This window comes from Thalassobaculum litoreum DSM 18839 (genome assembly GCF_900102465.1).
GTDB lineage: Bacteria > Pseudomonadota > Alphaproteobacteria > Thalassobaculales > Thalassobaculaceae > Thalassobaculum > Thalassobaculum litoreum.
Genome location: NZ_FNBW01000014.1, coordinates 66,844 through 91,397 on the forward strand (window position 1 = coordinate 66,844; position 24,554 = coordinate 91,397).

18 protein-coding genes are annotated in these 24,554 nt (G+C 68.8%); 14 read left to right on the plus strand and 4 right to left on the minus strand.

Going from position 1 to position 24,554, the window contains the following annotated elements:
• Positions 1–40: 40 nt before the first annotated feature.
• The 6 genes from BLS34_RS19840 to BLS34_RS19865 all read left to right on the plus strand — a co-directional run bounded on the left by BLS34_RS19840 (position 41) and on the right by BLS34_RS19865 (position 8,803).
• Entirely contained in the window at positions 41–880 is an 840-nt protein-coding gene (locus tag BLS34_RS19840) for an FAD binding domain-containing protein (RefSeq protein WP_215906170.1), read from the plus strand.
• Positions 877–3,633: a molybdopterin-dependent oxidoreductase gene (locus tag BLS34_RS19845; protein WP_093153145.1), complete on the plus strand. Its 2,757-nt coding sequence runs from the start codon at positions 877–879 to the stop codon at positions 3,631–3,633. The genes BLS34_RS19840 and BLS34_RS19845 overlap by 4 nt, the downstream gene beginning before the upstream one ends.
• Positions 3,630–5,114 (plus strand): 6-hydroxynicotinate reductase, encoded by a 1,485-nt coding sequence (locus BLS34_RS19850; protein ID WP_093153147.1) that lies wholly within the window; start codon positions 3,630–3,632, stop codon positions 5,112–5,114. Before BLS34_RS19845 ends, BLS34_RS19850 begins: the two co-directional genes overlap by 4 nt.
• 8 nt (positions 5,115–5,122) lie before the next feature.
• Positions 5,123–5,983, plus strand: a complete 861-nt coding sequence (locus BLS34_RS19855; RefSeq protein ID WP_093153149.1) for a UPF0280 family protein — start codon at positions 5,123–5,125, stop codon at positions 5,981–5,983.
• 58 nt (positions 5,984–6,041) lie between these two features.
• Positions 6,042–8,174 carry a methyl-accepting chemotaxis protein gene (locus BLS34_RS19860; RefSeq protein WP_028795877.1) on the plus strand — a complete coding sequence of 711 codons (2,133 nt, stop codon included), beginning with the start codon at positions 6,042–6,044 and terminating at the stop codon, positions 8,172–8,174.
• Positions 8,175–8,344: 170 nt separating this feature from the next.
• Positions 8,345–8,803: an Hsp20/alpha crystallin family protein gene (locus tag BLS34_RS19865; protein ID WP_093153152.1), complete on the plus strand. Its 459-nt coding sequence runs from the start codon at positions 8,345–8,347 to the stop codon at positions 8,801–8,803.
• A 309-nt stretch (positions 8,804–9,112) separates the two neighbouring features.
• On the opposite strand, the gene BLS34_RS19870 is transcribed toward BLS34_RS19865, so the two are convergent.
• Together BLS34_RS19870 and BLS34_RS19875 are read right to left on the minus strand one after the other, a co-directional pair.
• Positions 9,113–9,892, minus strand: coding sequence for an SDR family NAD(P)-dependent oxidoreductase (locus tag BLS34_RS19870; RefSeq protein ID WP_028795876.1), 780 nt, complete (start codon positions 9,890–9,892; stop codon positions 9,113–9,115).
• Positions 9,893–9,909: 17 nt separating this feature from the next.
• Positions 9,910–11,808: a propionyl-CoA synthetase gene (locus BLS34_RS19875; RefSeq protein WP_093153154.1), complete on the minus strand. Its 1,899-nt coding sequence runs from the start codon at positions 11,806–11,808 to the stop codon at positions 9,910–9,912.
• A 330-nt stretch (positions 11,809–12,138) separates the two neighbouring features.
• Between BLS34_RS19875 and BLS34_RS19880 the strand changes: the two genes are divergently transcribed.
• Both BLS34_RS19880 and BLS34_RS19885 read left to right on the plus strand, forming a co-directional pair.
• Complete coding sequence (locus BLS34_RS19880; RefSeq protein WP_028795874.1) at positions 12,139–12,693, plus strand: manganese efflux pump MntP; 555 nt, start codon at positions 12,139–12,141, stop codon at positions 12,691–12,693.
• Between the two features lie 47 nt (positions 12,694–12,740).
• On the plus strand, positions 12,741–14,408 hold the full coding sequence (locus tag BLS34_RS19885) for an acyl-CoA synthetase (RefSeq protein ID WP_093153270.1): 1,668 nt from the start codon (positions 12,741–12,743) through the stop codon (positions 14,406–14,408).
• Positions 14,409–14,458: 50 nt separating this feature from the next.
• Here BLS34_RS19885 and parA read toward each other — a convergent pair whose 3' ends face one another.
• The gene (gene parA, locus BLS34_RS19890) at positions 14,459–15,106 is read right to left on the minus strand and encodes a ParA family partition ATPase (RefSeq protein WP_093153157.1); all 648 of its coding nucleotides are present in this window, start codon (positions 15,104–15,106) and stop codon (positions 14,459–14,461) included.
• A gap of 117 nt (positions 15,107–15,223) precedes the next feature.
• On the opposite strand from parA, the gene BLS34_RS19895 reads away from it, so the two are divergent.
• The 3 genes from BLS34_RS19895 (at position 15,224) to BLS34_RS19905 (ending at position 19,890) form a co-directional block, all read left to right on the plus strand.
• The gene (locus tag BLS34_RS19895; RefSeq protein WP_093153159.1) at positions 15,224–16,171 is read left to right on the plus strand and encodes an L-threonylcarbamoyladenylate synthase; all 948 of its coding nucleotides are present in this window, start codon (positions 15,224–15,226) and stop codon (positions 16,169–16,171) included.
• A gap of 303 nt (positions 16,172–16,474) precedes the next feature.
• Positions 16,475–17,917 carry an FAD-binding oxidoreductase gene (locus tag BLS34_RS19900; RefSeq protein WP_093153162.1) on the plus strand — a complete coding sequence of 481 codons (1,443 nt, stop codon included), beginning with the start codon at positions 16,475–16,477 and terminating at the stop codon, positions 17,915–17,917.
• Between the two features lie 170 nt (positions 17,918–18,087).
• Positions 18,088–19,890 (plus strand): acyl-CoA dehydrogenase, encoded by a 1,803-nt coding sequence (locus BLS34_RS19905; protein WP_093153164.1) that lies wholly within the window; start codon positions 18,088–18,090, stop codon positions 19,888–19,890.
• A 91-nt stretch (positions 19,891–19,981) separates the two neighbouring features.
• Here BLS34_RS19905 and BLS34_RS19910 read toward each other — a convergent pair whose 3' ends face one another.
• Positions 19,982–20,623, minus strand: coding sequence for a hypothetical protein (locus tag BLS34_RS19910; RefSeq protein WP_093153167.1), 642 nt, complete (start codon positions 20,621–20,623; stop codon positions 19,982–19,984).
• A 140-nt stretch (positions 20,624–20,763) separates the two neighbouring features.
• On the opposite strand from BLS34_RS19910, the gene BLS34_RS19915 reads away from it, so the two are divergent.
• The 3 genes from BLS34_RS19915 (at position 20,764) to BLS34_RS19925 (ending at position 24,544) form a co-directional block, all read left to right on the plus strand.
• Entirely contained in the window at positions 20,764–21,324 is a 561-nt protein-coding gene (locus BLS34_RS19915) for a DUF924 family protein (protein WP_245702075.1), read from the plus strand.
• A 47-nt stretch (positions 21,325–21,371) separates the two neighbouring features.
• Positions 21,372–22,313: a 2-hydroxyacid dehydrogenase gene (locus BLS34_RS19920; RefSeq protein WP_028795866.1), complete on the plus strand. Its 942-nt coding sequence runs from the start codon at positions 21,372–21,374 to the stop codon at positions 22,311–22,313.
• 212 nt (positions 22,314–22,525) lie between these two features.
• Positions 22,526–24,544 (plus strand): methyl-accepting chemotaxis protein, encoded by a 2,019-nt coding sequence (locus tag BLS34_RS19925; RefSeq protein WP_175474313.1) that lies wholly within the window; start codon positions 22,526–22,528, stop codon positions 24,542–24,544.
• The last annotated feature ends 10 nt before the right edge of the window (positions 24,545–24,554 follow it).

A 24,554-nucleotide genomic window follows, 5' to 3' on the forward strand; every position in this document is an offset into this window, starting at 1 on the left:
GTACACGAATGAAATTCCACAGGGATGGATCGGGGGTGCCGTGAGCCGATATCTGCGTCCGCGCGATCTGGACGAGGCGTTGCGCACGCTTGCGGACGGCGGCTGGACGGTGCTCGCCGGCGGGACCGACCACTATCCGGCCCGGGTCACCCACGACACCGGCGAGGACATCCTGGACGTCACCGCGCTCGATGCCCTGCAGGGGATCGGGCGGACCGGCGCCGGACTGCGGATCGGCGCGGCGGCGACCTGGCGGTCGGTGATCGACGCCGAGTTGCCGGCGGCCTGCGACGGGCTGAAGGCGGCGGCGCGGGAGATCGGTGGCGCGCAGATCCAGAACCGTGGCACGGTCGGCGGCAATCTCTGCAACGCCTCGCCCGCTGCCGACGGGGTGCCCGCGTTGCTGTCGCTGGACGCGGAGGTGGAGCTGGTCTCGGCCGGCGGAACCCGCCGGCTGCCGCTCGACCGTTTTGTCCTCGGCAACCGCAAGACGGCGCTCGAGCCGGGCGAACTGCTGGCGGCGGTGCACCTCCCCGAGGCGGCCCTCGACGGGGCCGGCCGGTTCCTGAAGCTCGGCGCGCGGCGCTATCTGGTGATTTCCATCGTCATGGTCGCCGGCACCATGCGTCTGGCCGCCGACGGCACCATCGCCGGCACGCGGCTGGCGGTCGGCGCCTGCACCGCGGCTGCTCTGCGTCTCGGCGCGCTGGAGACCGCGTTGGTCGGACTGTCGCCGAAAGAGGCGGCGGATCGGCTCGACGACGGTCACCTCGCCGCCCTGGCGCCGATCGCCGATGTACGGGGCGATGCGCCCTACCGGATGGACACCGCCCGGACTCTGGTGCGGCGCTGTCTGGCCGATCTTGCGGAGGCGGCATGACCGCGACCCTGACCTTCACCGTCAACGGCAGCGAGTGCCGCGTCGATGTCGCCCCCCAGCGCCGCCTGTCCAGGGTGCTGCGCGAGGATCTCGGGCTGACCGGCACCAAGGTCGGCTGCGACGCCGGCGATTGCGGCGCCTGTACCGTTCTGTTGGACGGTGCGCAGGTCTGCGCCTGCCTCGTCCCCGCCGGCCAGGCCGAGGGGGGGGAGGTCGTCACCGTGGAGGGGCTGGCCGACCGGGACGGCACCCATTCCGCCCTGCAGCGTGCCTTTGCCCGGCACGGGGCCGCCCAGTGCGGGATCTGCACGCCCGGCATGCTGATGGCCGCCCACGATCTGCTGCGCCGAAACCCGCAGCCGGGCCGGGCGGCGGTGGAGGACGCGCTCGGTGGGGTGCTGTGCCGCTGTACCGGCTATCTGAAGATCGTCGAGGCGGTGCTGGATGTCGCCTCCAACGCGCCCGATACCGAGGCGCCGGCGCCCGGCACGGCGGTGGGCGCCCGGGTCGCCCGGCTGGACGGGGTCGGCAAGCTCGACGGACGCGACCTCTATGGCGACGACACCACGCCGGCGGATGCCCTGTGGCTGCGGGTGCTGCGCTCGCCCCATGCGCTGGCGGATTTCGCTTTCGGCGATGTCGACGCCTGGGCCGCCGCGGTGCCGGGCGTCGTCGCGGTGCTGACCGCGCGGGACGTGCCGGGGCATAACAGTTTCGGCATCTATCCGACCCTCAAGGACCAGCCTGTCTTCGCCGAAGGTTTCGTGCGGTACCGCGGCGAGGCGGTGGCGGCCGTCATCGTCGAGACCCGGGCGGCGTTCGAGGCGTTGGACCTCTCCGGCTTTCCGGTCGACTGGTCGCCCCGCGAGGCGGTGGTCGGCGTCGAGGCGGCGCTGAAGGAGGGGGCGCTGCGACTGCATGAGGCCTCGCCGGGCAACGTGCTGATCCGCGGTCGGGTGGCCTCCGGCGATGTCGACGCCGCGATGGCCGGGGCCGATGCGGTCGTCGAGGCTGCGATGCAGACCGGTTTCGTCGAGCACTCCTATATCGAGCCCGAAGCGGGCTGGGCGCGGCGGGCCGGCGACCGGGTCGAGCTGCGGGTGACCACCCAGACCCCCTATATGGACCGCGACGAGGTCGCCCATGTGCTCGGCATCGCCCAGGAGGCGGTGCGGGTGACGCCTTCGGTTGTTGGGGGCGGCTTCGGCGGCAAGCTCGACCAGTCGATCCAGCTCCCGCTCGCCGTGGCCACCTGGAAGCTCGGCCGGCCGGTCGCGACGCTCTACCATCGCCCGGAGAGCTTCGCCGCCACCACCAAGCGCCACCCGGCGCGCATGACCGCGAGCCTCGGCGTGACCCGCGACGGGGCGATCACCGGCTTTCGCTTTCACGGCGATTTCGACACCGGCGCCTACGCGTCCTGGGGGCCGACCGTTGCAGGCCGCGTGCCGGTCCACGCCCCCGGGCCTTATCGGGTGGGGGCGGTGCTGGCGTCCAGTGCCGCGGTCTATACGGACGGGCCGCCGGCGGGCGCCTTCCGCGGCTTCGGTGTGCCTCAGGCGGCGATCATCGGCGAGCGGCTGATGGACGAGGCGGCGGGCCGCATCGGCATGGACCCGCTGGAGTTCCGGCTGCTGAACGCCCTGCGCGCCGGCGACCCGACGGCGACCGGACAGGTCATCGAAGCCTCGGTCGGGCTGGCGGCCTGCATCGAGGCGCTGAAACCCGCCTGGGCGCGTTACGGCGAGCAGGTGGCGGCCCACAATGCGAAGGCCGGCCGCACCCGCCTCGGCGCCGGGATCGGCTGCATGTGGTATGGCTGCGGCAACACCTCCATGTCGAACCCGTCGATCATGCGTCTGGCGCTGAAGCCGGACGGGCGGCTGACCCTGTTCAACGGCGCCGTCGATATCGGCCAGGGCAGCTACACGATCATGGCTCAGATCGCCGCCGACGCGCTCGGTGCGCCGTTGAGCCTGGTCGATCAGGTCTGGGGCGATACCGATCTGACCCCCGACGCCGGCAAGACCTCCGCCTCGCGCCAGACCTTCGTGTCGGGCCGGGCCTCGGAACTGGCGGGGCGCGACCTGCGGGCGCGGATCCTGCGGCTGGCCAATGCCGGCGAGGATGCGGAGCTGACCTTCGACGGCGGCCGGATCGTCGTGCGCGATGCCGCCGGTCTGCGGGATCTCGACCTCTCGGTCCTGCCGGTGGATGGCGACGGGCACCTGCTGGTGGGCGAGGGCACCTTCGATCCGCCGACCGCCCCGCTCGACGCCGACGGCCAGGGGACTCCCTACGCCACCTACGCCTTCGCCGCGCAGATCGCGCTCGTGGAGGTCGACCCGGAGCTCGGCACCACCAAGGTCCTGCACATGACCGCAGCCCACGATGTCGGCTGGGCGGTGAACCCGACCCTGGTGGAGGGGCAGATTCATGGCGGCATCGCCCAGGGTCTCGGCCTGGCGCTGATGGAGGAATACGTGCCGGGTCGCACGGAGAACCTGCACGACTATCTGATCCCCACGGTCGGCGACATGCCGCAGATCGACTGCATTCTGATCGAGGATCCGGAGCCGCTCGGCCCGTTCGGCGCCAAGGGCATCGGCGAGCCGGCCCTGGTGCCGACCGCGCCCGCCATTCTCGCCGGCATCCGCCAGGCGGTCGGCGTGTGCCCGGACAAGGTGCCGGTCCTGCCGCACCGCCTGCGCGCGGCGATCCGTGCGGCTCAGACGCGGGAGGCGGCGGAATGAGTGCCGAAACGCTCCCCGAGGGCATCGTGCGCTGCGACGCCTGTCCGGTGCTGTGCCGCATCCGCGAGGGCAAGTCGGGGGCCTGCGACCGCTACGCGAACGTGGCGGGAGACCTGGTCCGGCTCGACCCGCTGGTGGTGACCGAACAGGTGGCCGAGCGCGACGGCACGGTGGTGCCGTTCCTGGAGAGCGCCCCCGACTGGGACGGCAGGATCGTGGCCGAGCCGCCGGTCTTCGTCACCGGCATCGGCTCCGGCACCACCTATCCCGACTACAAGCCGGCCCCGTTCATCGTCGGCGCGGAATGGGACGGGGTGGATACCGTCACCGTCGTGACCGAGGGAATCTTCAGCTATTGCGGCGTGAAGGTGAAGATCGACACCGATCGCCATCTCGGCCCGGAACAGGCCCAGGTGCTGGCCGACGGCGAGCCGGTCGGCCATGTCACCACGGCGGAATACGGCAGCCAGATGCTGTCGCTGGGCGGGGTGCGCCACCTGACCGGCGGCAGCAAGAAGGAGGGCACGGCTACCTGTGCCGCGATGCTGGCCCTGTGCAACGGCGAGGCGGTGGAGCTGCAGATCGACGGCGGCAGCCGGGTCACGGTTCAGGCCGGCAAGCCGCCGATCGTCGACGGCGAGCAGGAGGCGCGGATGCGGGTCGGCTGCGGCTCGGCCACCATCGGCATCTTCGCGCCCCAATGGCTCGGCCATGCCGACGAGGTCATCGTCGTGGACGACCACATCACCGGCGTGCTCAGCGAGCATCAGGCCGGCAAGTTCCTCGACATGAAGCCCGGCGGCATCCGGGTGCGCGGCCGCAAGTCGACGCCCGGCCGCTACTTCCAGGTGGCGGAGCCGGGCTCCGGCTGGGGCGGCACCGACGTCACCGATCCGCTGGACATCATCGACCGGGTCGACCCCAAGACCGCCTGGCCGGGCGAGCGGGTGCTGATGGTCTCCACCACCGGCGAGGACAGTGCCTATTTCGAGTTGGATGACGGGCTGAATTTCGTCGCCAAACCAATGCCCAAGCCGCTGGAGGCGGTGGTCGACCGCATCGGCGAGAACTGCGAGCCGGCCCTGTGCACCGTGCTGTTCATGGGCGGCGCCGGCGGCAGCCTGCGGGCCGGAGTGACCGAGAATCCGGTGCGCCTGACCCGCTCGGTCCAGTCGACGATCACCCGCGTCACCTGCGGCGGCGCGCCGGTCTATGTCTGGCCCGGCGGCGGCATCACCCTGATGGTCGACGTCACGCGACTGCCCAGGGGCGCGTTCGGCTATGTGCCGACCCCGGCGCTGGTCGCCCCCATCGAGTTCACCCTGCCGCGCTGGGCCTACGAGGAGTTGGGCGGCTATACGGATGCCATCCGACCCCTGGCCGAGGTGCTGGAGAGCCGGCCGGACCTGCGCCGCGAGCGACAGGCGCCGGACAACCCGTGGCCCTACCTGCCCCAGGGGTCCGCGTCGCCTCGCGCCTGAGGCCGGCCATGCAGGCCGTCCGGCTTCACGATGGCCGCGTGCACCTGCAGGACGGGCCGATCGACCTGATCCTGAAGGCGGAAGGCCCCGACCGCGCCGCGGCTGAGACGGCGGCGATCGACGCGTTCGACGGGTTGCTGACGGAACTGGTCGGAGAGCTGCCGATCCTGCGCCGCCCCATCGTCGATCCGCCTACGGCCGTGTCCGGCCCCGTTGCCCGCCGCATGGTCGCCGCCGTCGCCCCCTGGCCCGACCGGTTCGTCACGCCGATGGCGGCGGTCGCCGGCGCGGTCGCCGATCACATCCTGGCGTGCATGCTCGAAGCCGCTCCCGATCTGTCCCGCGCCTGGGTCAATGACGGCGGCGACATCGCCTTCCACCTGGCGCCGGAGCAGAGCTTCGATGTCGGGCTGGTGGCGGATCTGCAGGCGCCTGCCCTGGCGGGCACGGCGACGCTGCGCCACACGGACCCGGTGCGCGGCGTGGCGACCAGCGGGCGGGGCGGGCGCTCCTTCTCCTTCGGCATCGCCGATGCGGTCACGGTCCTGGCCCGGGATGCGGCCAGCGCGGATGTGGCGGCGACACTGATCGGCAACGCGGTCGACCTGCCCGGCCATCCCGCAATCCGCCGCGGCCCGGCCTCGGCGGAGGATCCGGACAGCGATCTCGGCGACCGGCCGGTGGTGCTCGACGTCGGCGCGCTCGCCCCCGGGGAGATCGATGCGGCCCTGGATGCGGGATTGCTCGCATACGAGACGATTACGAAAAGCATGCCCGTAAATGCCGTGGTACTATTTTTGGCAGGACGGTGGCGCATCGCCGGGGAAACCGTGCCGGCGGCCCGCGTCAGATGGTCCGACGGTACGTAGGAAAGCTCCGGCCGGGAACGTCGCCGCGCGAACAGATGCGACGACCGGGGGGAAATGGATGAACCATGGAATCGAGCCGTCGACGGCCGGACAGATCCGCAAGCTGTTCCAGCTGGAAGAGAGCGGCCCCGCCGCCGAGGGAGAGAAGCTGGCGCGGTCGGCCATCGACGACTTCTACCGCATGGCCACCGGCCACGAGGACATCGCCCCACTGTTCGAGGGTTCCGACCTCGACCGGTTGAAGCAGGCGCAGCTGCGGCACTGGACTGCCCTGTTCGCCGCGCGATCCGAGCGCGACCTGGACGCGGTGCTCGCCACCTCCGAACGGATCGGCCGTGTCCATGTGGAGCGGCGGATCGATACCTCGACCTACCTGGCCGGCTACGAGAAGCTGACCGAGGACCTGATCGTCGGCGTGGTGAAGAGCGTCAGGAAGGGCGACCGACAGGAGCACGAGATCCGTGCGATCCTGCGTCGATGCTTCGCCGATATCGCCGCCAGCATAGCCTCGTTCGGCTCGACCTCGAACGAGATCGACTCCACTGGCCGGCTGATGGCCATGTCGGACAGTCTTGAGCGCGAGATGTCGACCACCCTGTCCGAGGTGCGGCACCAGGTTCAGACCCTGAGCCAGGTGGCGGGTCAGCTCGAGAACATCGCCGGCGACGTCACCTCGGCGGCCGGCACCGTCGGCGCGAGCGCACAGAATACCCGCGATGGCGTGAACATCGTCGCCAGCGCCGCCCAGGAACTGGAGGCCTCGAGCCAGCAGATCTCGGACCAGACCACCGGCGCGGCCCAGAAGGCGGAATCCACCCTCTCCGATATCGAGGAGGCCAAGCGCGCCATGGCGGCGCTGACCGAGAGCGCGGCGGCGATCGGCGACGTGACGGAACTGGTCCGCAGCATCGCCAAGCAGACCCGCCTGCTGGCGCTGAACGCCACCATCGAGGCGGCTCGGGCCGGGGACGCCGGCAAGGGCTTCGCCGTGGTCGCGGGCGAGGTGAAATCGCTCGCCGCGGAGACCGAGAACGCGATCGCGTCGGTCACCGAACGCACCCAGCAGATCTCGGCCTCGACCGACTCGGTCAACCTGGCGCTCGGCAGCATCGTGACCGGGGTGGAGGAGCTGTCCGAACGGGCCGGTTCGGTCTCCAGCTCGGCCGACGAACAGCGCGCCGCCATCGCCGAGATCGCCCGCAGCGCCGAACGCGCCTCCCTGGAGACCGGACAGGTCGCCGACCAGATCGGGGCGGTCCAGGACACGGCCAAGGTGTCCCTGCGGGCGGCGGACCGGCTGGCGGAGATCGCCGGGCGGCTCGGACGGGATGTCGGCGACCTGCAGCGCCGCATAACCACCATGCTGCGCTCCTCGGGGGTCGGCGACCGGCGCCAGGGCGACCGGGTGGCCGTCGGCATTCCAGGCACCTTGTCCATGGGGACCGCCTCGCTGAAGGGCCACACCGTCGATCTGTCGTTCTCCGGCGGTCTGTTCTTCCCGGGCCTCGACGAGGAGGCGACCGGGCAGGAGGGCACGGTGGAGGTCGACGGGATCGGGACCTTGCGCGCCCGGGTCGTCGGCAGCAGCCCGCTGGGTACCCATCTGCAGTTCCTGGCGCCGACCGATACCGAGATCGCCGGGGTACGGCGGGTCATCGAGGCGACCAAGACCCATGATGCGCCGCTGGTGACGCTGTGCCGGGATGCCGCGGACAAGCTGTCCGGCATCCTGTCCTCGGCTCTGTCCTCCGGCCGGCTCGATATGGAGGATCTGTTCGACGACGACTACGTGCCGATCCAGGGGACCGACCCGGTGCAGTACTCCACCCGGTTCCTCGCCCTCACCGACGAGCAGTTCCCTGTCGTCCAGGAGGCGGTGGTGGCGAAGAACTCCGCCATCGTGTTCTGCGCCGCCGTCGACCGGAACGCCTACCTTCCGACCCACAACACCGCCTTCTCCAAGCCGCAGAAGCCGGGGGAGACGGTCTGGAACACCGCCAACAGCCGCAACCGACGGATCTTCGACGACCGGGCCGGCCTGCTCGCCGCCCGCAATACCGACGAGCACAAGATCCAGAGCTATGTCCGCGACATGGGCGGCGGCAACAAGCAGGTGCTCAAGGAGATCGACTGCCCGATCCGGGTGGCCGACCGGATCTGGGGTAACCTGCGGCTGGCCTACCGGAACTGACCGGCCGGAGAACGCTGCCCGGGGAGAGCCGCCCGGGGAGTGCCGCCCAGGAAGCACCGCCCAAGTCGGATTTTCGACCGTATTTGATGCAGGTCAATGTCGGCTGACCGCACCTCCGCCAAGCTTCCGTCGTCCGAAATCGGACAAGGGAACCCGCCACGGAGGTGACTATGGTCGAAGGTGTTCCATCCCATGCAGACTGGTGGCCGCAGGTCATGGACCCGCTGCGGCGGTTCGGCAACCGCGTCGCCGAATTCTTCAGCCCGCCCTCCGATGCGACGGCGTCGAGTGCCGCCTACGTCATCGAGATCGAGCTGCCGGGCGTGCGCGAGGCGGACATCCATGTGGAGGTCCATGGCGACCAGATGACGGTCAGCGGCGAAAAGCGGTCCTCGCGCGACGAGAAGACGGACAGCTACATCTTTTCCGAGCGCACCTACGGCGCGTTCCGGCGGACCTTCCGTTTCCCGCCGGACGTGGACGAGACCGGAATCGAGGCGCATAGCGAAGACGGCATCCTGCGCATCACCCTGCCGAAGAAGGCGGAGACCGCCCAGGGCAAGCGTCGCATCGAGATCCAGCGCGCGCCCAAGGGCGTCACCGGCGATCCGCGGCCGAATTTCGAATAGGGACTTACCGGTTGGCCCGTGGGGGGCTGGGCAGGCGGATCGGCGCCGGACGGATGCGTGTCCGGCCGCCGATCCGCCACGCCGGCCTCGCAGGTCGGTGCCCCTGGGTCCCGGCCTCGCCCCGGGCGGACCCGGGGTCGATCCGGGATAACGGTTGCGGGATACATTCAAGAAAACATCGTCATCCCGGCGAGCTCCGGGCCTGACCCGGAGGTCGGCCGGGACCCAGGCTGACGCCCTCCGGGTCCCGGGCAGTCCCCGGGGCGAGCCCGGGGTCTCCCGGGATGACGATCGGAGGAGCGCGGAGGCTCAATCCTTCGGCTGGATCACATGCCCCTGGGCGAGTCGCCCGCCATCGGCGTAGATCACCTGCCCGGTCACATACGAGCTGTCGTCGCTCGCCAGGAACAGGGCGACGCCGGCCATTTCGTCCGGCTCCGACGCCCGGCGCATGGGGGTGCGCATCTCGACCCGGCGCATCGCCTCGTTGTCGGTGAGGATGCCGGCGCGGAACAGGTCGGTGGCCACGCTGCCCGGCCCGATGGCGTTCACCCGGATGCCGTAATCCGCCAGATCCATCGCCATGGTCTTGGTGAGCTGCGCCACCCCGCCCTTGGACGCGTTGTAGGCGGCGAGCCCCGTCGGGGCGATCACCGAGTTGACCGAGGCGGTGTTGACGATCCGGCCCTGGATGCCGCGATCCACCATCCGCCGCGCCGCCTCCTGGCCGGTCAGGAACACGCCCTTAAGGTTGACCGCGATCACCCGGTCGAAGGTTTCGTCGTCCAGCTCCAGGAACGGGTGATTGTGGATCACCCCGGCATTGGCGACGGCGATGTCCAGGCTGCCATAGGCCTCGATCGTGCGGTCCATCAGCGACGCGACCTGGGCGCGGTCGGACACGTCGCAGGCGATGAAGCGGGCCTCGCCGCCGGCCTGCTTGATCGCCTCGACCGAGGTATCGCCGGCCATGGGGTCGGCGTCCGACACCACGACCTTGGCCCCTTCCAGGGCGAACCGCTTGGCGATGGCCGCACCGATTCCCCGCGCCGCGCCGGTGACGACGGCAACTTTTCCTTCCAGACGCATGTCCTATCCCTCTTGTTCTACCCTTTGCGGGCGTATCCGATGGTTTGCAGCGACGTGGCGATCTCTTCGAGGATCGCCGGGTCGTCGATGGTGGCGGGGGTGGCGAAGCTCTCGCCGTCGGCGATCTTCTGCATGGTGGCGCGCAGGATCTTGCCCGATCGGGTCTTCGGCAGACGCAGGACCACGGTCGCCTGTTTGAAGGCGGCCACCGGCCCGATGCGGTCGCGCACCATCGCCACCACTTCCTTCACGATTTCCTCATGCGGCCGGTTCACCCCGTCCTTCAGCACCAGGAAGCCGAGCGGCACCTGGCCCTTCACCTCGTCGGCGACGCCGATCACGGCGCATTCGGCCACGTCCTGGTGGCTGGCCAGCACCTCCTCCATGCCGCCGGTGGAGAGGCGGTGGCCGGCGACGTTGATGATGTCGTCGGTGCGCGACATGACATGGAGATAGCCGTCCGCGTCGACGATCCCGGCATCGCCGGTCTGGTAGTAGCCGGGGAACTCCGCCATGTAGCTCTCGATGAACCGGTCGTCGTTGTTCCACAGGGTCGGCAGGGCGGCCGGGGCCATCGGCAGCTTGATCGCCAGCGAGCCGATCTCGCCCGGCGGCATCTCCTCGCCCTCCGGCGACAGCGCATGGACCTCGTAGCCCGGCACCGCGCGGGTGGGCGAGCCCGGCTTGAACGGCAGCAGCTCGATGCCGAGGCAGTTCGACGCGATCGGCGAGCCGGTCTCGGTCTGCCACCAATTGTCGATCACCGGCACCTTCAGGTGGTCCTCGGCCCATTTCAGGGTGTCCGGGTCGCAGCGCTCGCCGGCCAGGAACTGGGCGCGGTAGTGGGACAGGTCGTATTTCTCCAGCAGCTTGCCCTGGGGATCCTCCTTCTTGATCGCGCGCAGGGCGGTCGGGGCGGTGAACATCGCCTTGACCTTGTGCTGCTCGATCACCCGCCAGAAGGCGCCGGCATCCGGCGTGCCGATGGGCTTGCCCTCGTACAGGATCGTGGTGCAGCCGTGGAACAGCGGCGCGTAGACGATGTAGGAGTGCCCCACCACCCAGCCCACGTCGGAGGCGGCCCAGTACACGTCGCCGGTGTCCATGCCGTAGATGTTGGGCATCGACCATTTCAGGGTAACCAGGTGCCCGCCGGTGGCGCGCACCACACCCTTCGGCTTCCCGGTCGTGCCGGAGGTGTAGAGGATGTAGACGGGATCCTCCGCCTTCACCGGCACGCATTTGGCCGGCTCCGCCTGGGCGACCGCGTCTTCCCACAGCCAGTCGCGGCCCATGACCAGGGTGGCCTCCTCCTGGGGGCGCTGCTTGATGATGCAGGCGTTGGGCTTGTGCTCGGCCAGCTCGATGGCCCGGTCCAGCAGCGGCTTGTAGTGCACCACCCGCTGGCCCTCCAGGCCGCAGGAGGCGGCGACGATGACCTTCGGCTTGGCGTCGTCGATCCGGGTGGCGAGCTCCTTGGAGGCGAAACCGCCGAACACCACCGAATGGATGGCGCCGATCCGGCTGCAGGCCAGCATGGCGACGACCGCTTCGGGGATCATCGGCATGTAGAGGATCACCCGGTCCCCGTAGCGCACGCCCAAGCCCGCCAGGGCGCCGGCGAAGGCTGCCGTGCGCTCCTTTAGCTGGGCGTAGGTGATGGTCTCCACGGTGTTGGTAACGGGACTGTCGTAGATGATCGCCGGCTGGCTGCCGCGGCCTTCGTCCACGTGGCGGTCGACGGCGTTGTAGCAGGTGTTGGTCGTGCCGCCGACGAACCACCGGTAGAACGGCGGGTTGCTGTCGTCGAGAACGGTGTCCCAGCGCTTGGTCCAGACCACGTCCTCGGCGGCGCGCGCCCAGAACGCCTGCGGATCTGACTGCCAGGACGTATAGACGTCGTCGAATTGGCCCATCGTCGCGCTCTCCCTTGTCGCCGGATCCGTGATCGGTCCGTGTCTTCGTTCTTCGGTGAACTCTATGCGGGAGGCAGCGGTCTTGTTAAGCGCCCGCTTCGTCGCGGGGCCCGATGGTGACGCGCCGGCATGCCGTCCGGACATCCACTCCGATGGGGGCGACTAACAAGCTTCAAGGGGTTGGAGATTTCATCGTCCATGTAAGAAAATCTATTTAATATCATAAAGTTAGCTTTGCCTAATTTTTGACTTCGGGTCCGGGCGGGGCTATATACGGGCTTCCTTAAGGGGGTGCCCGGGCACCCCATCCACAGACCGGCGGAAACCGGAATGATCTCGACCCTTGCCCTTGCTGTCGGCGTCTCCGCGGATGCGTTCACCGTGTCGATCGGGAACGGCGCGAGGCAGGACCGTCACCGCACGGTCGACATGCTGCTGATCGCCTTCCTCTTCGCCGCGGCGGAGACGGTGGCGCTGCTGCTCGGCTGGTCGCTGGGGCATGCCGCCAATGCCTATGTGGCGGCGGTCGATCATTGGATCGCGTTCGGGATTCTCGGCGGCGTCGGCGCGAAGATGATCTGGGAGAGCCTGGTCGCGAACCCCGACAGCGGACCGGCGGTGATCTGGCCGACCCTGGCGCTGACCGCCATCGGCACCAGCGTCGATACCTTCGCCGTCGGCGCCGTGCTGGCGCTGATGGAGGATGCCCTGGTGCCGACCGCGCTCGCCATCGCCGCCGTCACCTTCGTGATGGCGTGCCTCGGGATGCTGCTCGGCCGCGCGGCAGGCACCGCGCTGGGCCGGCCCGCCGGGGCGATCGGCGGAGTCATCCTGATCGCCATCGGCAGCGTGATTCTGGTTCAGCATCTCGGGGTGTGGGCATAGAATTCGTTCTCGGCTAGGGTCTCCGCGACCACCGGAGAGCGATGACGATGACTGCAACCGCCCCTTCTGATCCCGCCCAGGCCAACCCCGCCCAGGCCAATCCTTACGAGACCGATCTGGACCGGAACGCGGCCAATTTTGTGCCGCTGTCCCCACTCAGCTTCCTGGCGCGCACCGCCGCGACCTTCCCGGACCGGCTGGCGGTCGCCCATGGCAAGCGCCGCTATACCTGGGCGCAGACGGCCGAGCGTTGCCGCCGGCTGGCCTCCGCCCTTGCTGCCCGCGGCGTCGGCAGGAACGACACCGTCGCGGCCATGCTGACCAACACACCGGAAGGGGTGGAAGCGGCCCATGGCGTGCCGATGGCCGGCGGCGTGCTGAACATGCTGAACACGCGCCTGGATGCGGCCACCATCGCCTTCATCCTCGATCACGGCGAGGCCAAGGTCCTGCTGACCGACACCGAGTTCGCGCCGGTGATCAGGGAAGCGCTGACCCTGACCGACCGCGAGCTGCTTGTGGTCGATGTCGACGACAGCGAGGGGCCGGGCGGCGAGAAGCTCGGCGAGACGGATTACGAATCGTTCCTGACGACCGGCGACCCGGCGTTCGAGGGCCTGCGGCCGAGCGACGAGTGGGACGCCATCGCTCTGAACTACACCTCGGGCACGACCGGCGACCCCAAGGGCGTGGTCTACCACCACCGGGGCGCCTATCTGAACGCGCTGGGCAACATCATGGTCTGGGGCATGAAGATGCATCCAGTCTATCTGTGGACCCTGCCGATGTTCCACTGCAACGGCTGGTGCTTCCCCTGGACCATCACCGTGCAGGCCGGCACCCATGTCTGCCTGCGCAAGGTCGAGGCCGCGGCGATCTACAAGGCCGTCGCCGAGGAGGGAGTGACCCATCTCTGCGGCGCGCCGATCGTCATGTCGATGCTGCTGAACGCCGATGAGCAGACCAAGCAGTCGTTTCCGCAATCGGTGCAGATGATGACCGCCGCGTCGCCGCCGCCGGCTCCGGTCCTGGCGGGGATGCAGAACCTGGGCATCGATGTCACCCATGTCTACGGCCTGACCGAGGTCTACGGCCCGGCGGTGGTCTGCGCCTGGCATGACGAGTGGTCGATCAAGCCGGTCGACGAGCAGGCGGCGCTGAAGTCGCGCCAGGGCGTGCGCTATCCCTCGCTGGAAGGCCTGTACATCGCCGATGCCGAGACCCTGGACCCCGTCCCCGCCGATGGCGAGACCATGGGCGAGGTCATGATGCGCGGCAACGTGGTGATGAAGGGCTACCTGAAGAACCCGTCGGCCACTGACAAGGCGTTCCAGGGTGGCTGGTTCCGCACCGGCGACCTCGGCGTGATGCACGAGGACGGCTATATCGAGCTCAAGGACCGCTCCAAGGACGTCATCATCTCCGGCGGCGAGAACATCTCGACCATCGAGGTGGAGGGCGTGCTGTACAGGCACCCGGCGGTGATGGACGTGGCGGTGGTCGCCCGTCCCGACGAGAAATGGGGCGAGACGCCCTGCGCCTTCGTCACCCTGCGCCCCGGTAAGGAGGCGACGGAGGCCCAACTGATCGCCTTCGCCCGCGAGAACATGGCGCATTTCAAGGCGCCGAAGACGGTGGTGTTCGGCGAACTGCCGAAGACCTCCACCGGCAAGGTGCAGAAATTCGTCCTGCGGGAGCGGGCGCGGAACCTTTAGGCGCCTTTCTTCTCCATCCCCTCATCGTCATCCCGAGGATCCGGGCCCCGCTATCCCTTCATCACCTCGGCGGCCAGCGCCTTTATCTCGGCCGCCGCGGTGCCGCGCTTCTGGTACTCGGTCACCCCCTTGCCCTCCAGCAGGGACGCCGCCAGGGCCACCCGGTTGCCGATCTGCGCCTTCGCTACCTTGGCGCCCATCTCGCCGATCTTCACGGTCATCGCCTCGGTCAGCGAGGCGCGGGGCGGCACCCGGTTCAGCACCAGCAGGGCGTCGGTCTTCTCCGCCTTCGCCAGGTCCAGGGTCGCCTGGGTCGCCCAGAAATCCATCGGGCTCGGTTGCAGCGGCACCAGCACCAGATCCGCCACCCGCACGGCGATCTTGGCCTCGGTCTCGGCATGCGGCGGGCTGTCGACCACCACCACGTCGTGGTCGCGGGCCAGCTTCTCGACCTCGTTGGCGGTGCGCCAGCCGGTGATCCGGTGCACCGACAGGCCGCCCTTGCCCCTGCCGTTGGACGGGGCGGGCAGGCCCAGCTCGGCGCGCATCTCCCACCAGGAGGAGAGCGATGCCTGCGGATCGATATCGACGACGGCGACGGTCTTGCCGGTCTCGGCGATCGCCACGGCGAGATGCGCGGCCAGGGTGGTCTTGCCGGCGCCGCCCTTCTGCTGGGCGACGGTGAGGATGCGTGCCATTCAGGCCCTCCCTCCTCTAAAGATTGTCGGACCAGTGTAGCGGTTCGACGGTTATGCTGCACCGCAAAACGGTACCGCGACTTGACGTTACCGCCATCCTGGGGCACCAGCGCCGCCATGTCCGTTCCGATCCGCCCGATCGCCGACCCCTCCGCCCGCGCCGATGCGGCAAAGATCCTGCGCGCCGGCGGCCTCGTCGCCTTCGCCACCGAGACGGTCTACGGCCTCGGCGCCGACGCGACCGACGAGACGGCGGTGGCCCGGATCTTCGCCGCCAAGGGCCGGCCGCGCTTCAATCCGCTGATCAGCCATGTGCCGGATGTGGAGACCGCCTTCGCGCTGGGTCAGGCGACGGCGGCGGCCCGCACGGTGGCCGAGGCGTTCTGGCCCGGCCCGCTGACCCTGGTGCTGCGCCGGACCGAGGACTGCCCGATCGCCTGGCTGACCTCCGCCGGGCTGGACACGGTGGCGATCCGGGTGCCCGGCAGCGCCGATGCCCGCGCCCTGCTGGCCGAGGCCGGCCGTCCGGTCGCCGCCCCCAGCGCCAACCGCTCGGGCCGGGTCAGCCCGACCATCGCGGCCCATGTGGCGGCGGAAGGCTTCGAGGGCCTGGACCTTATCCTGGACGGCGGCGCCTGCGCGGTCGGACTGGAGAGCACGGTGCTGGACGTGAGCGGCGACCGGCCGCGACTGCTGCGCCCCGGGTCGGTGACCCGCGAACAGATCGAGGCGCTGGTCGGTTCGATCGAGCTGGCCGGCCATGGCGACGCGATCACCGCGCCCGGCATGCTGGCCAGCCACTACGCTCCGGCCGCCCCGGTGCGGCTGAATGCCACTACCCTGCGGGACGGGGAGGTCGGGCTGGATTTCGCCGGGCAACTGGGGGCGGCGACGGATCTCAGCGCCTCCGGCGATCCGGTGGAGGCGGCGGCCAACCTGTTCGCGCTGCTGCGGGCGCTGGACCGGCCGGGGATAGCGGCCATCGCGGTCGCGCCGGTGCCGGAAGCAGGGCTCGGGGCCGCGATCAACGACCGCCTGAGGCGCGCCGCCGCCCCGCGCGGTTGATACCGCTCGGCAGTCAAAGATTTCGCGGCCTCCGCTCGTGTGGAGGATGTGTGGGCCTCGGAATAAATCCGGGGGTGTGGATGAGCGCCCGCTGATCCTGACATCCGTCAGGATGACGGGGAAAGCGGCGGCCGTGCGGTCACCCTGCGTGTCTTCCACGAGCCCCCGCCGCAGACCCGCCGCCTGAGGCCAAATTTCCGCCCCTATGAATGGACCAATCGCGGACGCATCTTGTCGTGCGCGGATGGAGCCGTATGATCGGGTTATCCACACGCCATTTCCCTCACGTTGAGGAGACTGCCCATGGCCGCGCCCGCCGCCGCCACACGTAACGACGTCACCGAAGCCCTGGAGCGCATCAAGACCATCGTCGGGCCGAAAGGCTGGACCGACGATGCCGACGCCATGGCGCCGCATCTGGCCGACTGGCGCGGGCTGTACGGCGGCTCGGCGCGGATGGTGGTGAAGCCGGCGACGACCGAGGAGGTGGCCGGCGTGGTTGCGGTCTGCGCCGAGGCCGGCATTCCCATCGTGCCCCAGGGCGGCAACACGTCCCTGTGCGGCGGCTCGACTCCGGACGAGGGCGGCGAGGAGATCATCCTGTCGCTGGCGCGCATGAACAAGGTGCGGGCGGTCGATCCGGACAACTACACCATGACCGTGGAGGCCGGCTGTATTCTGGAGAGCCTGCAGCAGACCGCCTCCGACGCCGACCGCTACTTCCCGCTGTCGCTGGCGGCCGAGGGCAGCGCGATGATCGGCGGCAATCTCTCGACCAATGCCGGCGGCACCAACGTGCTGAAATACGGCAACGCCCGCGAGCTGGTGCTGGGCCTCGAGGTGGTGCTGCCGGACGGGCGGATCTGGAACGGGTTGCGGGGCCTGCGCAAGGACAATACCGGCTACGACCTGAAGCAGCTCTTCCTCGGCGCGGAGGGCACGCTCGGCATCATCACCGCCGCCGTGCTGAAGATCTTCCCCAAGCCGACCGATATCCGCAGCGCCTTCTGCGCGGTGCCGGACGTGGCCGCCGCAGTCACCCTGCTCGGCCGGGCGCGGGCCGAGAGCGGCGACGCCGTGGAGACCTTCGAGCTGATGCCGCGGCTGGTGATCGATCTGGTGCTGAAGCACATGCCGGACTGCGAGGACCCGCTGGCCGAGCGCTACGAGTTCTACGTCCTGCTGGAGCTGGTCTCCACCGCCTCCGGCGAGAGCGGGCTGTCGGAGCGTCTGGAGGCGATCCTGGAGGGCGCGTTCGAGGCCGGGTTGGTGCTCGACGCCGCCATCGCCCAGAACGAGGCCCAGCGCCAGGAGTTCTGGAAGCTGCGCGAGAACGCCTCGGAGAGCCAGAAGATCGAGGGCGCGTCGATCAAGCACGACGTCTCCGTTCCGGTCTCGCGCATCGCCGAGTTCTACGATGCCGCCTGGAAGAAGGTGGCGGAGATCGACCCGACCGTACGCCTGGTCGGCTTCGGCCATGTGGGCGACGGCAACCTGCACTACAACCTGCAGGTCCCCGAGGGCGGCGACGGCAAGGCCTTCCTGGCCCGCTGGGACGAGTTCAACCGGGCGGTCCACGACACGGTGGTGGAGATGGGCGGCTCGATCAGCGCCGAACACGGCATCGGCCGGCTGAAGCGCGGGGAACTCGCCCATTACAAGGACGCCGTCTCCCTGGACCTGATGCGGTCGATCAAGGCGACCCTGGACCCGGCGGGCATCTTCAACCCGGGCAAGGTGCTCTGACGCCGGTTTCGGCGGCATTTTTCGGGCACTGATTTGCCGTAGGCGACAGATTTGTCGCACTCGGGTTTGGCGCGGGGCGAGACCGCCTATATAAAGCGCGCGATTTCCCGAGGATCGTGATCGGCGGCAGCAGCCAGGACCGCCGGCACGGGAGGAAGAGGACGCACGCCATGAGCCCTTACGCCGCCCCCCTGCGCGACATGCGCTTCGTGCTGAACGACGTGGTCGGTCTCGGCCGCATCACGGCCCTGCCCGGGCTCGACGGCACCGACCCCGACCTCGTCTCCCAGATCCTGGAGGAAGGCGGCAAGCTGGCCGGCGACGTCCTCGCCCCGCTGAACTCGGTCGGCGACAAGTATCCCCCGACGCTGGAAAACGGCGTGGTGCGCACGCCCAACGGATTCCCGGACGCCTACCGCCAGTTCGCCGAGGGCGGCTGGAACGGCGCCCCCTTCGAGGAGGAATACGGCGGCATGGGCCTGCCCTGGCTGGTCTCCACCGCCCTGCAGGAGATGTGGCAGGGCGCCAACCTCGCCTTCGGCCTGTGCCCGCTGCTCACCCAGGCGGCGATCGACGCTCTGCGCGAGGTCGGCTCCGACGAGCAGAAGGCGCTGTATCTGCCCAAGCTGGTGTCCGGCGAGTGGACCGGCACCATGAACCTGACCGAGCCCCAGGCCGGGACCGATCTGGGCGCCATCCGCACCAAGGCGGAGAAGCAGGACGACGGCAGCTACCGCCTGCGCGGCCAGAAGATCTACATCACCTGGGGCGATCACGACTGCACCGCCAACATCATCCATCTGGTGCTGGCCCGCTCGCCCGACGGCGTTGCCGGCACCAAGGGCCTGTCGCTCTATATCGTGCCGAAGTTCATCCCCGACGCCGACGGCAATCCGGGGACGCGCAACGACGTGCGTCCGGTCGGTCTGGAGCACAAGCTGGGCATCCATGCGAGCCCGACCTGCGTGATGGCGTATGGCGAGGACGAGGGCGCGGTCGGCTGGCTGGTCGGCGAGGAAAACCGCGGCATCGAGTACATGTTCATCATGATGAACAACGCACGGCTCGCCGTCGGCCTGCAGGGCGTGGCGATCGCCGAGCGGGCCTATCAGCAGGCCGTCGACTATGCCCGCAACCGGGTGCAGGGTCGGGCGATTTCCGGCTTCAGCGGCGGCGTGACGATCATCAACCACCCGGATGTGCGCCGGATGCTGATGACCATGAAGGCGCAGATCGAGGCGATGCGCGGGCTGGTCTACGACACGGCCGCCGCCATCGACACCGCCGACCGGCATGGCGACAAGGACATCGCCGCCGCCGCCCAGCGCCGGGTCGACCTGCTGATCCCGGTGGCCAAGGCCTGGTGCACGGATACCGCGGTGGAGATCTGCTCCACCAACATCCAGGTGCATGGCGGCATGGGCTTCATCGAGGAGACGGGTGCGGCCCAGCACCACCGCGACGCCCGCATCCTGCCGATCTACGAGGGCGCGAACGGCGTCCAGGCGCTCGATCTGGTCGGCCGCAAGGTCGCCCGCGACGGCGGAGCGGCCATGGGCGAACTGCTGGCCGATATCGATATGACCCTGTCCGAACTGTCCGAGCACGCGGCGGGCGACACGACCCTGCACGCCATGCATCGCCACCTGTCGACCGGCCGCAAGGCGCTGGCCGAGGCGACCGACTGGGTGGTGGCGACCATGCCGGGCGACCCGGCGGCGGCGGCCTCTCCCTCGGCGGTGTTCCTGAAGCTGTTCGGCCTGGTGGCCGGCGGCTGGCTGATGGCCCGTTCCGGGCTGGCGGCTCGGCGTCTGCTCTCGGAAGGCGGCGATGTCGACGCGCGGTATCTGGAGGCGAAGCTGGTCACGGTGCGGCACTACGCCGACCATGTGCTGGCCCAGGCGCCGTCGCTGCTGGACACGATCACCGCCGGCGGCGAGACGGTGATGGCCCTGGCGGAAGACCAGTTCTAGGCGGGAGCGGGTTTCCCTGGGCTCCCCTTACTTCCCAAATGCACTCCCCGGACTGAATCCGGGGAGTGCGATGAGATAGAAGGGGCCGCTCCTACTTCACCACCCCTTCCAGCGGGTTCAGGCGGAAGCCGAAATCGTTCGGGTTGCCCGAGAACGACCCCAGGATCGGCGGGTCGCCGCGGCCGCGGTTGCGGTCGTCGATGGCGAACATCTCGCGGATGCCGCTGCGCGTCATGTCGCGCAGGGTCGGGTCGTCGAGCGACTCGATTTTCGGGCCGCTCACCTTGGTGCCGCCGATCGCCTCGCCGCGGGTGCAGAAGGCGAGGAACAGGTTGGTGCGGTCGGTATAGCGGGCGGCGGGCACGTCCGACGACCGGGCCTCGGACTCGCACACCTCCGCCGTCGACAGGGATTCCACCGGATCGAACAGGGCGATGATGCGGAAGTTCGGGTGGGTCGCCGCCCCCACATCCGACGTGAAGGTCGTCGGCATGCCGAAGACGGCGCCGCTCGCCGCCTCGGCCATGACCGAGGCCACGGCGTCATGGTTTCCGAGCGCGCCCGGCGGGTTGGCGGCGCGCAGATAGACCGGGCTCTCGCCGCCGGCATAGCGCAGGAACGCCCGGCGCCCCTCGGAATCCGTCGGCTGGATGGTGTTCTGCGCCGTTATGCAGCCGGCGAGCGCCAGGGCCGCTATTCCCAACAGACCGACCCGTCGACCGATTTTCCGCATGTTCCTGTTCCTCCTCGTCAGACCTTCTATGTGCGTATCCGATCCAACGACGGCAAGGCTACGTCCCGTCGGCCGGTCCGGCCATCCGCATGCTTCAACCTTTGCGATGGCTCGGTTAAGGTCGCGCCGGGAGGAACCCGATGAGCAGTGCAATGCCGACAATCTCCGCCGCCGACATCCTGGACTTCTGGTTCACCGAGTGTTCCGAGGAGGACTGGTTCAAGAAGAGCGACGCCTTCGATGCCACCCTGCGCGACCGATTCGGGACCGCCCATGAAGCGGCCGCCCAGGGGCAGCTTGACGGCTGGGCCGAGACGGCGGACGGCCGGCTCGCCCTGATCCTTCTGCTCGACCAGATGTCGCGCAACCTGTTCCGCGGCTCGGCCCGCGCCTTCGCCCAGGATCCCGCCGCCCTCGCACTGGCCCGCCGCGCCATCGCCGAGGGCGATCACGTGGGGACGACGCGCGAGCGGCGCCTGTTCCTCTATCTGCCCTTCGAGCATAGCGAGAACCCGGCGGATCAGGCCCTGTGCCTGGCGCTGTTCGTCGCCCTGGGGGACGATGGCCTGACCGACTATGCCGACCGCCACAAGGTGATCGTCGACCGGTTCGGCCGCTTTCCCCATCGCAACGAGGTGCTGGGCCGCGAGAGCACGCTCGCGGAACGCGCCTTCCTGCAGGAACCCAATTCATCGTTCTGACCCGATACGCGCTGAAAGATCACGCCCCGACAGAAGGACGCCAACCCGTGAGCACCAAGCCCGATCTCCTCGTCATCTCCCCCTGGTACGACGTCGCCATGGAGGAACTGGACGACCATTTCACCGTCCACAAGCTCTGGGAGGCCAAGGACAAGGCGGCCATGCTCGCCTCCCTCGCCGACAGCTGCGTGGCGATCGCCGGAGCGACCGCCTGCGGCGCCGACATCATGGACGCCCTGCCCAGGACCAAGGTGATCGCCCATCACGGCGTCGGCTATGACGGGGTCGACGTGAAGGCGGCGACCGAGCGCGGCATCAAGGTCTCCAACACCCCCGACGTGCTGAGCGACGAGGTGGCGGATTTCGCCCTCGGCCTGCTGCTGGCGACCTGCCGCAAGATCCCCCATGCCGACCGTTACGTGCGCGCCGGCAAATGGGAGAGCGAGGGCAACATGGCCTTCACCCAGCGCGTCCACGGCCGCAAGGTCGGCATCCTCGGACTGGGCCGCATCGGCATCGAGATCGCCCGGCGCTGCGAAGGCTTCAAGATGGACATCGCCTACCACACCCGCAGCCAGAAGGACGTGCCGTACACCTATTACGGCGACCTGCCGTCCATGGCGCGGGATGTGGATTTCCTCATCGCCATCGTGCCGGGCGGGGCGTCGACCAGGCACATGATCAACCGCGAGGTGCTGGACGCGCTGGGTCCCGACGGGGTGCTGGTGAACGTGGCCCGCGGCTCGGTGGTGGACGAGGCGGCGCTGATCGAGGCGCTGCGCGACGGCCGGCTCGGCGCGGCCGGCCTCGACGTGTTCGACCAGGAGCCCAAGGTGCCCCAGGCGCTGAAGGACATGACGGAGACCGTCGTCCTGCAGCCGCACCAGGCCAGCGCCACCCACGACACCCGCCTGGCGATGGGGCGGCTGGTGATGGAGAACGCGCTGGCGGGCCTCGCCGGCAAGCCGCTGATCACGCCGGTGAACTGAGGCAGGGCTGTCCGGCCGGCCGTCGCAGGACGGCCGGCCGTCACCACGCTCGCGCCGAGACCTCCCGGTTTTTCGCATACACCACGGACCGATTTCCCGGGACAGGGCCGCCGACATAGTGTGTGAATGCTGTCTGAAAGTCTGCTAAGTCTAGGCTCTCGGCGGAAAAATCATGATGTGATCCAGCGGCGATGAAGTTCAAACACAAGATCATGGCTGCGTTGCTGGCAGCCGGCATCCTGCCGATGATCGTGATTTCCCTGTTGGACCTCTCCCGCATGTACACCATGGCCGAAGACGCGGCCCGTGCGGAAATCGCCTCCGTCGTCGACCTGAAACAGGAGATGGTCGAGACCTATTTCGGAACACTTCTGAGCATTGCCCGAACGCTCGCGATCAATCCGGTGGTCACCGACGCGACGCGGGCCTTTACCGCCGCCGTCGACGAACTGGACGCCTCGCAAGACGTCGCCGTGGACCCCGAGAGCCTGGAGGCGCGCTATCGCTATCAGCAGGAAAACACCACGGGGGCAACGCCGGACGATCTGGCCCGCTGGATGAAGATCGACCCGGTGTCGGAGAAGCTTCAACACCTTTACATTTCGGACAACCCCCAGGAAATCGGTGAGAAACACCGCCTCATGAGGGCTGGCGACGGCAGTCGATACTCAAGCCTGCATGAGGCCTATCACCCGTACTTTAAGGCATATCTGGAAGAGTTCGCGTTCTACGATATCTTTCTGTTCGAGCCTGACGCGGGCCGTATCGTCTACTCGGTCTTCAAGGAGCTCGATTACGGCACGTCCTTCGTTGACGGCCCTTACAGCGGCTCGGCATTCGGACGGGCCGTTCAACAGATCATTCGCGACCAGTCGGACGACCTCGTCTTCGTCGATTTCGAACCCTACGAGCCCTCCTACAATCAGGATGCGTCGTTCCTGCTGGCGCCCCTTAAGGACAAGGGCGAGCTGATCGGCATCATCGCTTTCCAGATGCCGGTCGACCGGATCAACGCGATCGTCAACAAGGACATCGCCGGCTTCGAGACCGCCGAAACCTTCCTGATCGGGTCGAACGGACAACTGCGTTCCGTCCCGGAGACCGCCGACGATCTTGCCATTGGCACGGCCCTGTCCAGCGAGGTCGTCACCCGGGCCCTCGGCGGTACGCAAGGGCGCATCGCGGCGACGGATCACAAGGGTGTACCGGTCATCGCCGGGTTCGAGCGGGTCAGTCTTCCCGGGCTCGACTGGAAGATCATCCTCTCCGTGACGGAAGAAGAGGCGATGGCGGATGCCAATGCCTCGATCCGCAACGCCCTCGTCACCCTTGGCGTGTTCAGCCTGCTCATCCTGGCATGCGGCTATGGGTTGGGGGTGGTTCTCCTGCGGCCTATTCAGGCCCTCGGCCGGGATTTTCACGAAAGCGTCGTCGGCGCGATGACCGCCCTGCATCGAGCGTCGAGACAGTCCACGATCGCCGCGGAATCGATGGTCGCAACGGCCGACTCGACCAGCCGCCAGGGCTCTGTCGTGAAGGAAAACTCGGTTGCCGCGGCGGAGAACGTCTCCGTCGTCGCCGTCGCGATGGATCAGATGGCGTCCTCGATCCAGGAGATCGTCAAAGGGGTGACCAAGACCTCGGGTCTCACGGATGACGCGTCCGACAGGGCCAATGCGGCGACGTCCTCGCTGCAGAACCTGGAAACCGCAACGAAGCGCATCACCGGCGTGGTCACCCTGATCAAGGACATCGCCAACAAGACGAACCTGCTGGCCCTGAACGCCTCCATCGAGGCGGCCCGGGCGGGAGATGCCGGGCGCGGATTTTCCGTCGTCGCCGAAGAGGTCAGAAAACTCGCGGCCCAGACCACCGCTTCCACCGAGGAAATCGGCTCGGAAGTCGACAGCGTGACCAAGGCCGTGCGGGAGAACGTCGCCGCCATCCGGGCCATCACCGAGGCCATCGAGCTCGTCCGCGAACAGGCGACGGCCATGTCCACCGCCGCCGAGGAACAGGGTGCGGTGACGACGGACATCACCGGCAACATGGCGGACACGGCCCAGCGCGTCTCCGCCGTCGATCAGACCATCGGCGGTGTCGAGTCGGCCTCGGCCGAGGCGGCCGTGGCGGCGAGAGACGTGATGCAGCAGATGCAGAGCGTGGACGAGGCCGAACGGAAAGTGACGCAGGCGGTCGACGCTTTCCTGAAGAAGTTCAAGGATATTTAGTCCGAACAGC

Coding starts and splice junctions, on each gene's coding strand:
- BLS34_RS19845 (WP_093153145.1), top strand. CDS start 877: ATGACCGCGACCCTGACCTTCACCGTCAACGGCAGCGAGTGCCGCGTC.
- BLS34_RS19850 (WP_093153147.1), top strand. CDS start 3,630: ATGAGTGCCGAAACGCTCCCCGAGGGCATCGTGCGCTGCGACGCCTGT.
- BLS34_RS19855 (WP_093153149.1), top strand. CDS start 5,123: ATGCAGGCCGTCCGGCTTCACGATGGCCGCGTGCACCTGCAGGACGGG.
- BLS34_RS19860 (WP_028795877.1), top strand. CDS start 6,042: ATGAACCATGGAATCGAGCCGTCGACGGCCGGACAGATCCGCAAGCTG.
- BLS34_RS19865 (WP_093153152.1), top strand. CDS start 8,345: ATGGTCGAAGGTGTTCCATCCCATGCAGACTGGTGGCCGCAGGTCATG.
- BLS34_RS19870 (WP_028795876.1), bottom strand. CDS start 9,892: ATGCGTCTGGAAGGAAAAGTTGCCGTCGTCACCGGCGCGGCGCGGGGA.
- BLS34_RS19875 (WP_093153154.1), bottom strand. CDS start 11,808: ATGGGCCAATTCGACGACGTCTATACGTCCTGGCAGTCAGATCCGCAG.
- BLS34_RS19880 (WP_028795874.1), top strand. CDS start 12,139: ATGATCTCGACCCTTGCCCTTGCTGTCGGCGTCTCCGCGGATGCGTTC.
- BLS34_RS19885 (WP_093153270.1), top strand. CDS start 12,741: ATGACTGCAACCGCCCCTTCTGATCCCGCCCAGGCCAACCCCGCCCAG.
- parA (WP_093153157.1), bottom strand. CDS start 15,106: ATGGCACGCATCCTCACCGTCGCCCAGCAGAAGGGCGGCGCCGGCAAG.
- BLS34_RS19895 (WP_093153159.1), top strand. CDS start 15,224: ATGTCCGTTCCGATCCGCCCGATCGCCGACCCCTCCGCCCGCGCCGAT.
- BLS34_RS19900 (WP_093153162.1), top strand. CDS start 16,475: ATGGCCGCGCCCGCCGCCGCCACACGTAACGACGTCACCGAAGCCCTG.
- BLS34_RS19905 (WP_093153164.1), top strand. CDS start 18,088: ATGAGCCCTTACGCCGCCCCCCTGCGCGACATGCGCTTCGTGCTGAAC.
- BLS34_RS19910 (WP_093153167.1), bottom strand. CDS start 20,623: ATGCGGAAAATCGGTCGACGGGTCGGTCTGTTGGGAATAGCGGCCCTG.
- BLS34_RS19915 (WP_245702075.1), top strand. CDS start 20,764: ATGAGCAGTGCAATGCCGACAATCTCCGCCGCCGACATCCTGGACTTC.
- BLS34_RS19925 (WP_175474313.1), top strand. CDS start 22,526: ATGGCTGCGTTGCTGGCAGCCGGCATCCTGCCGATGATCGTGATTTCC.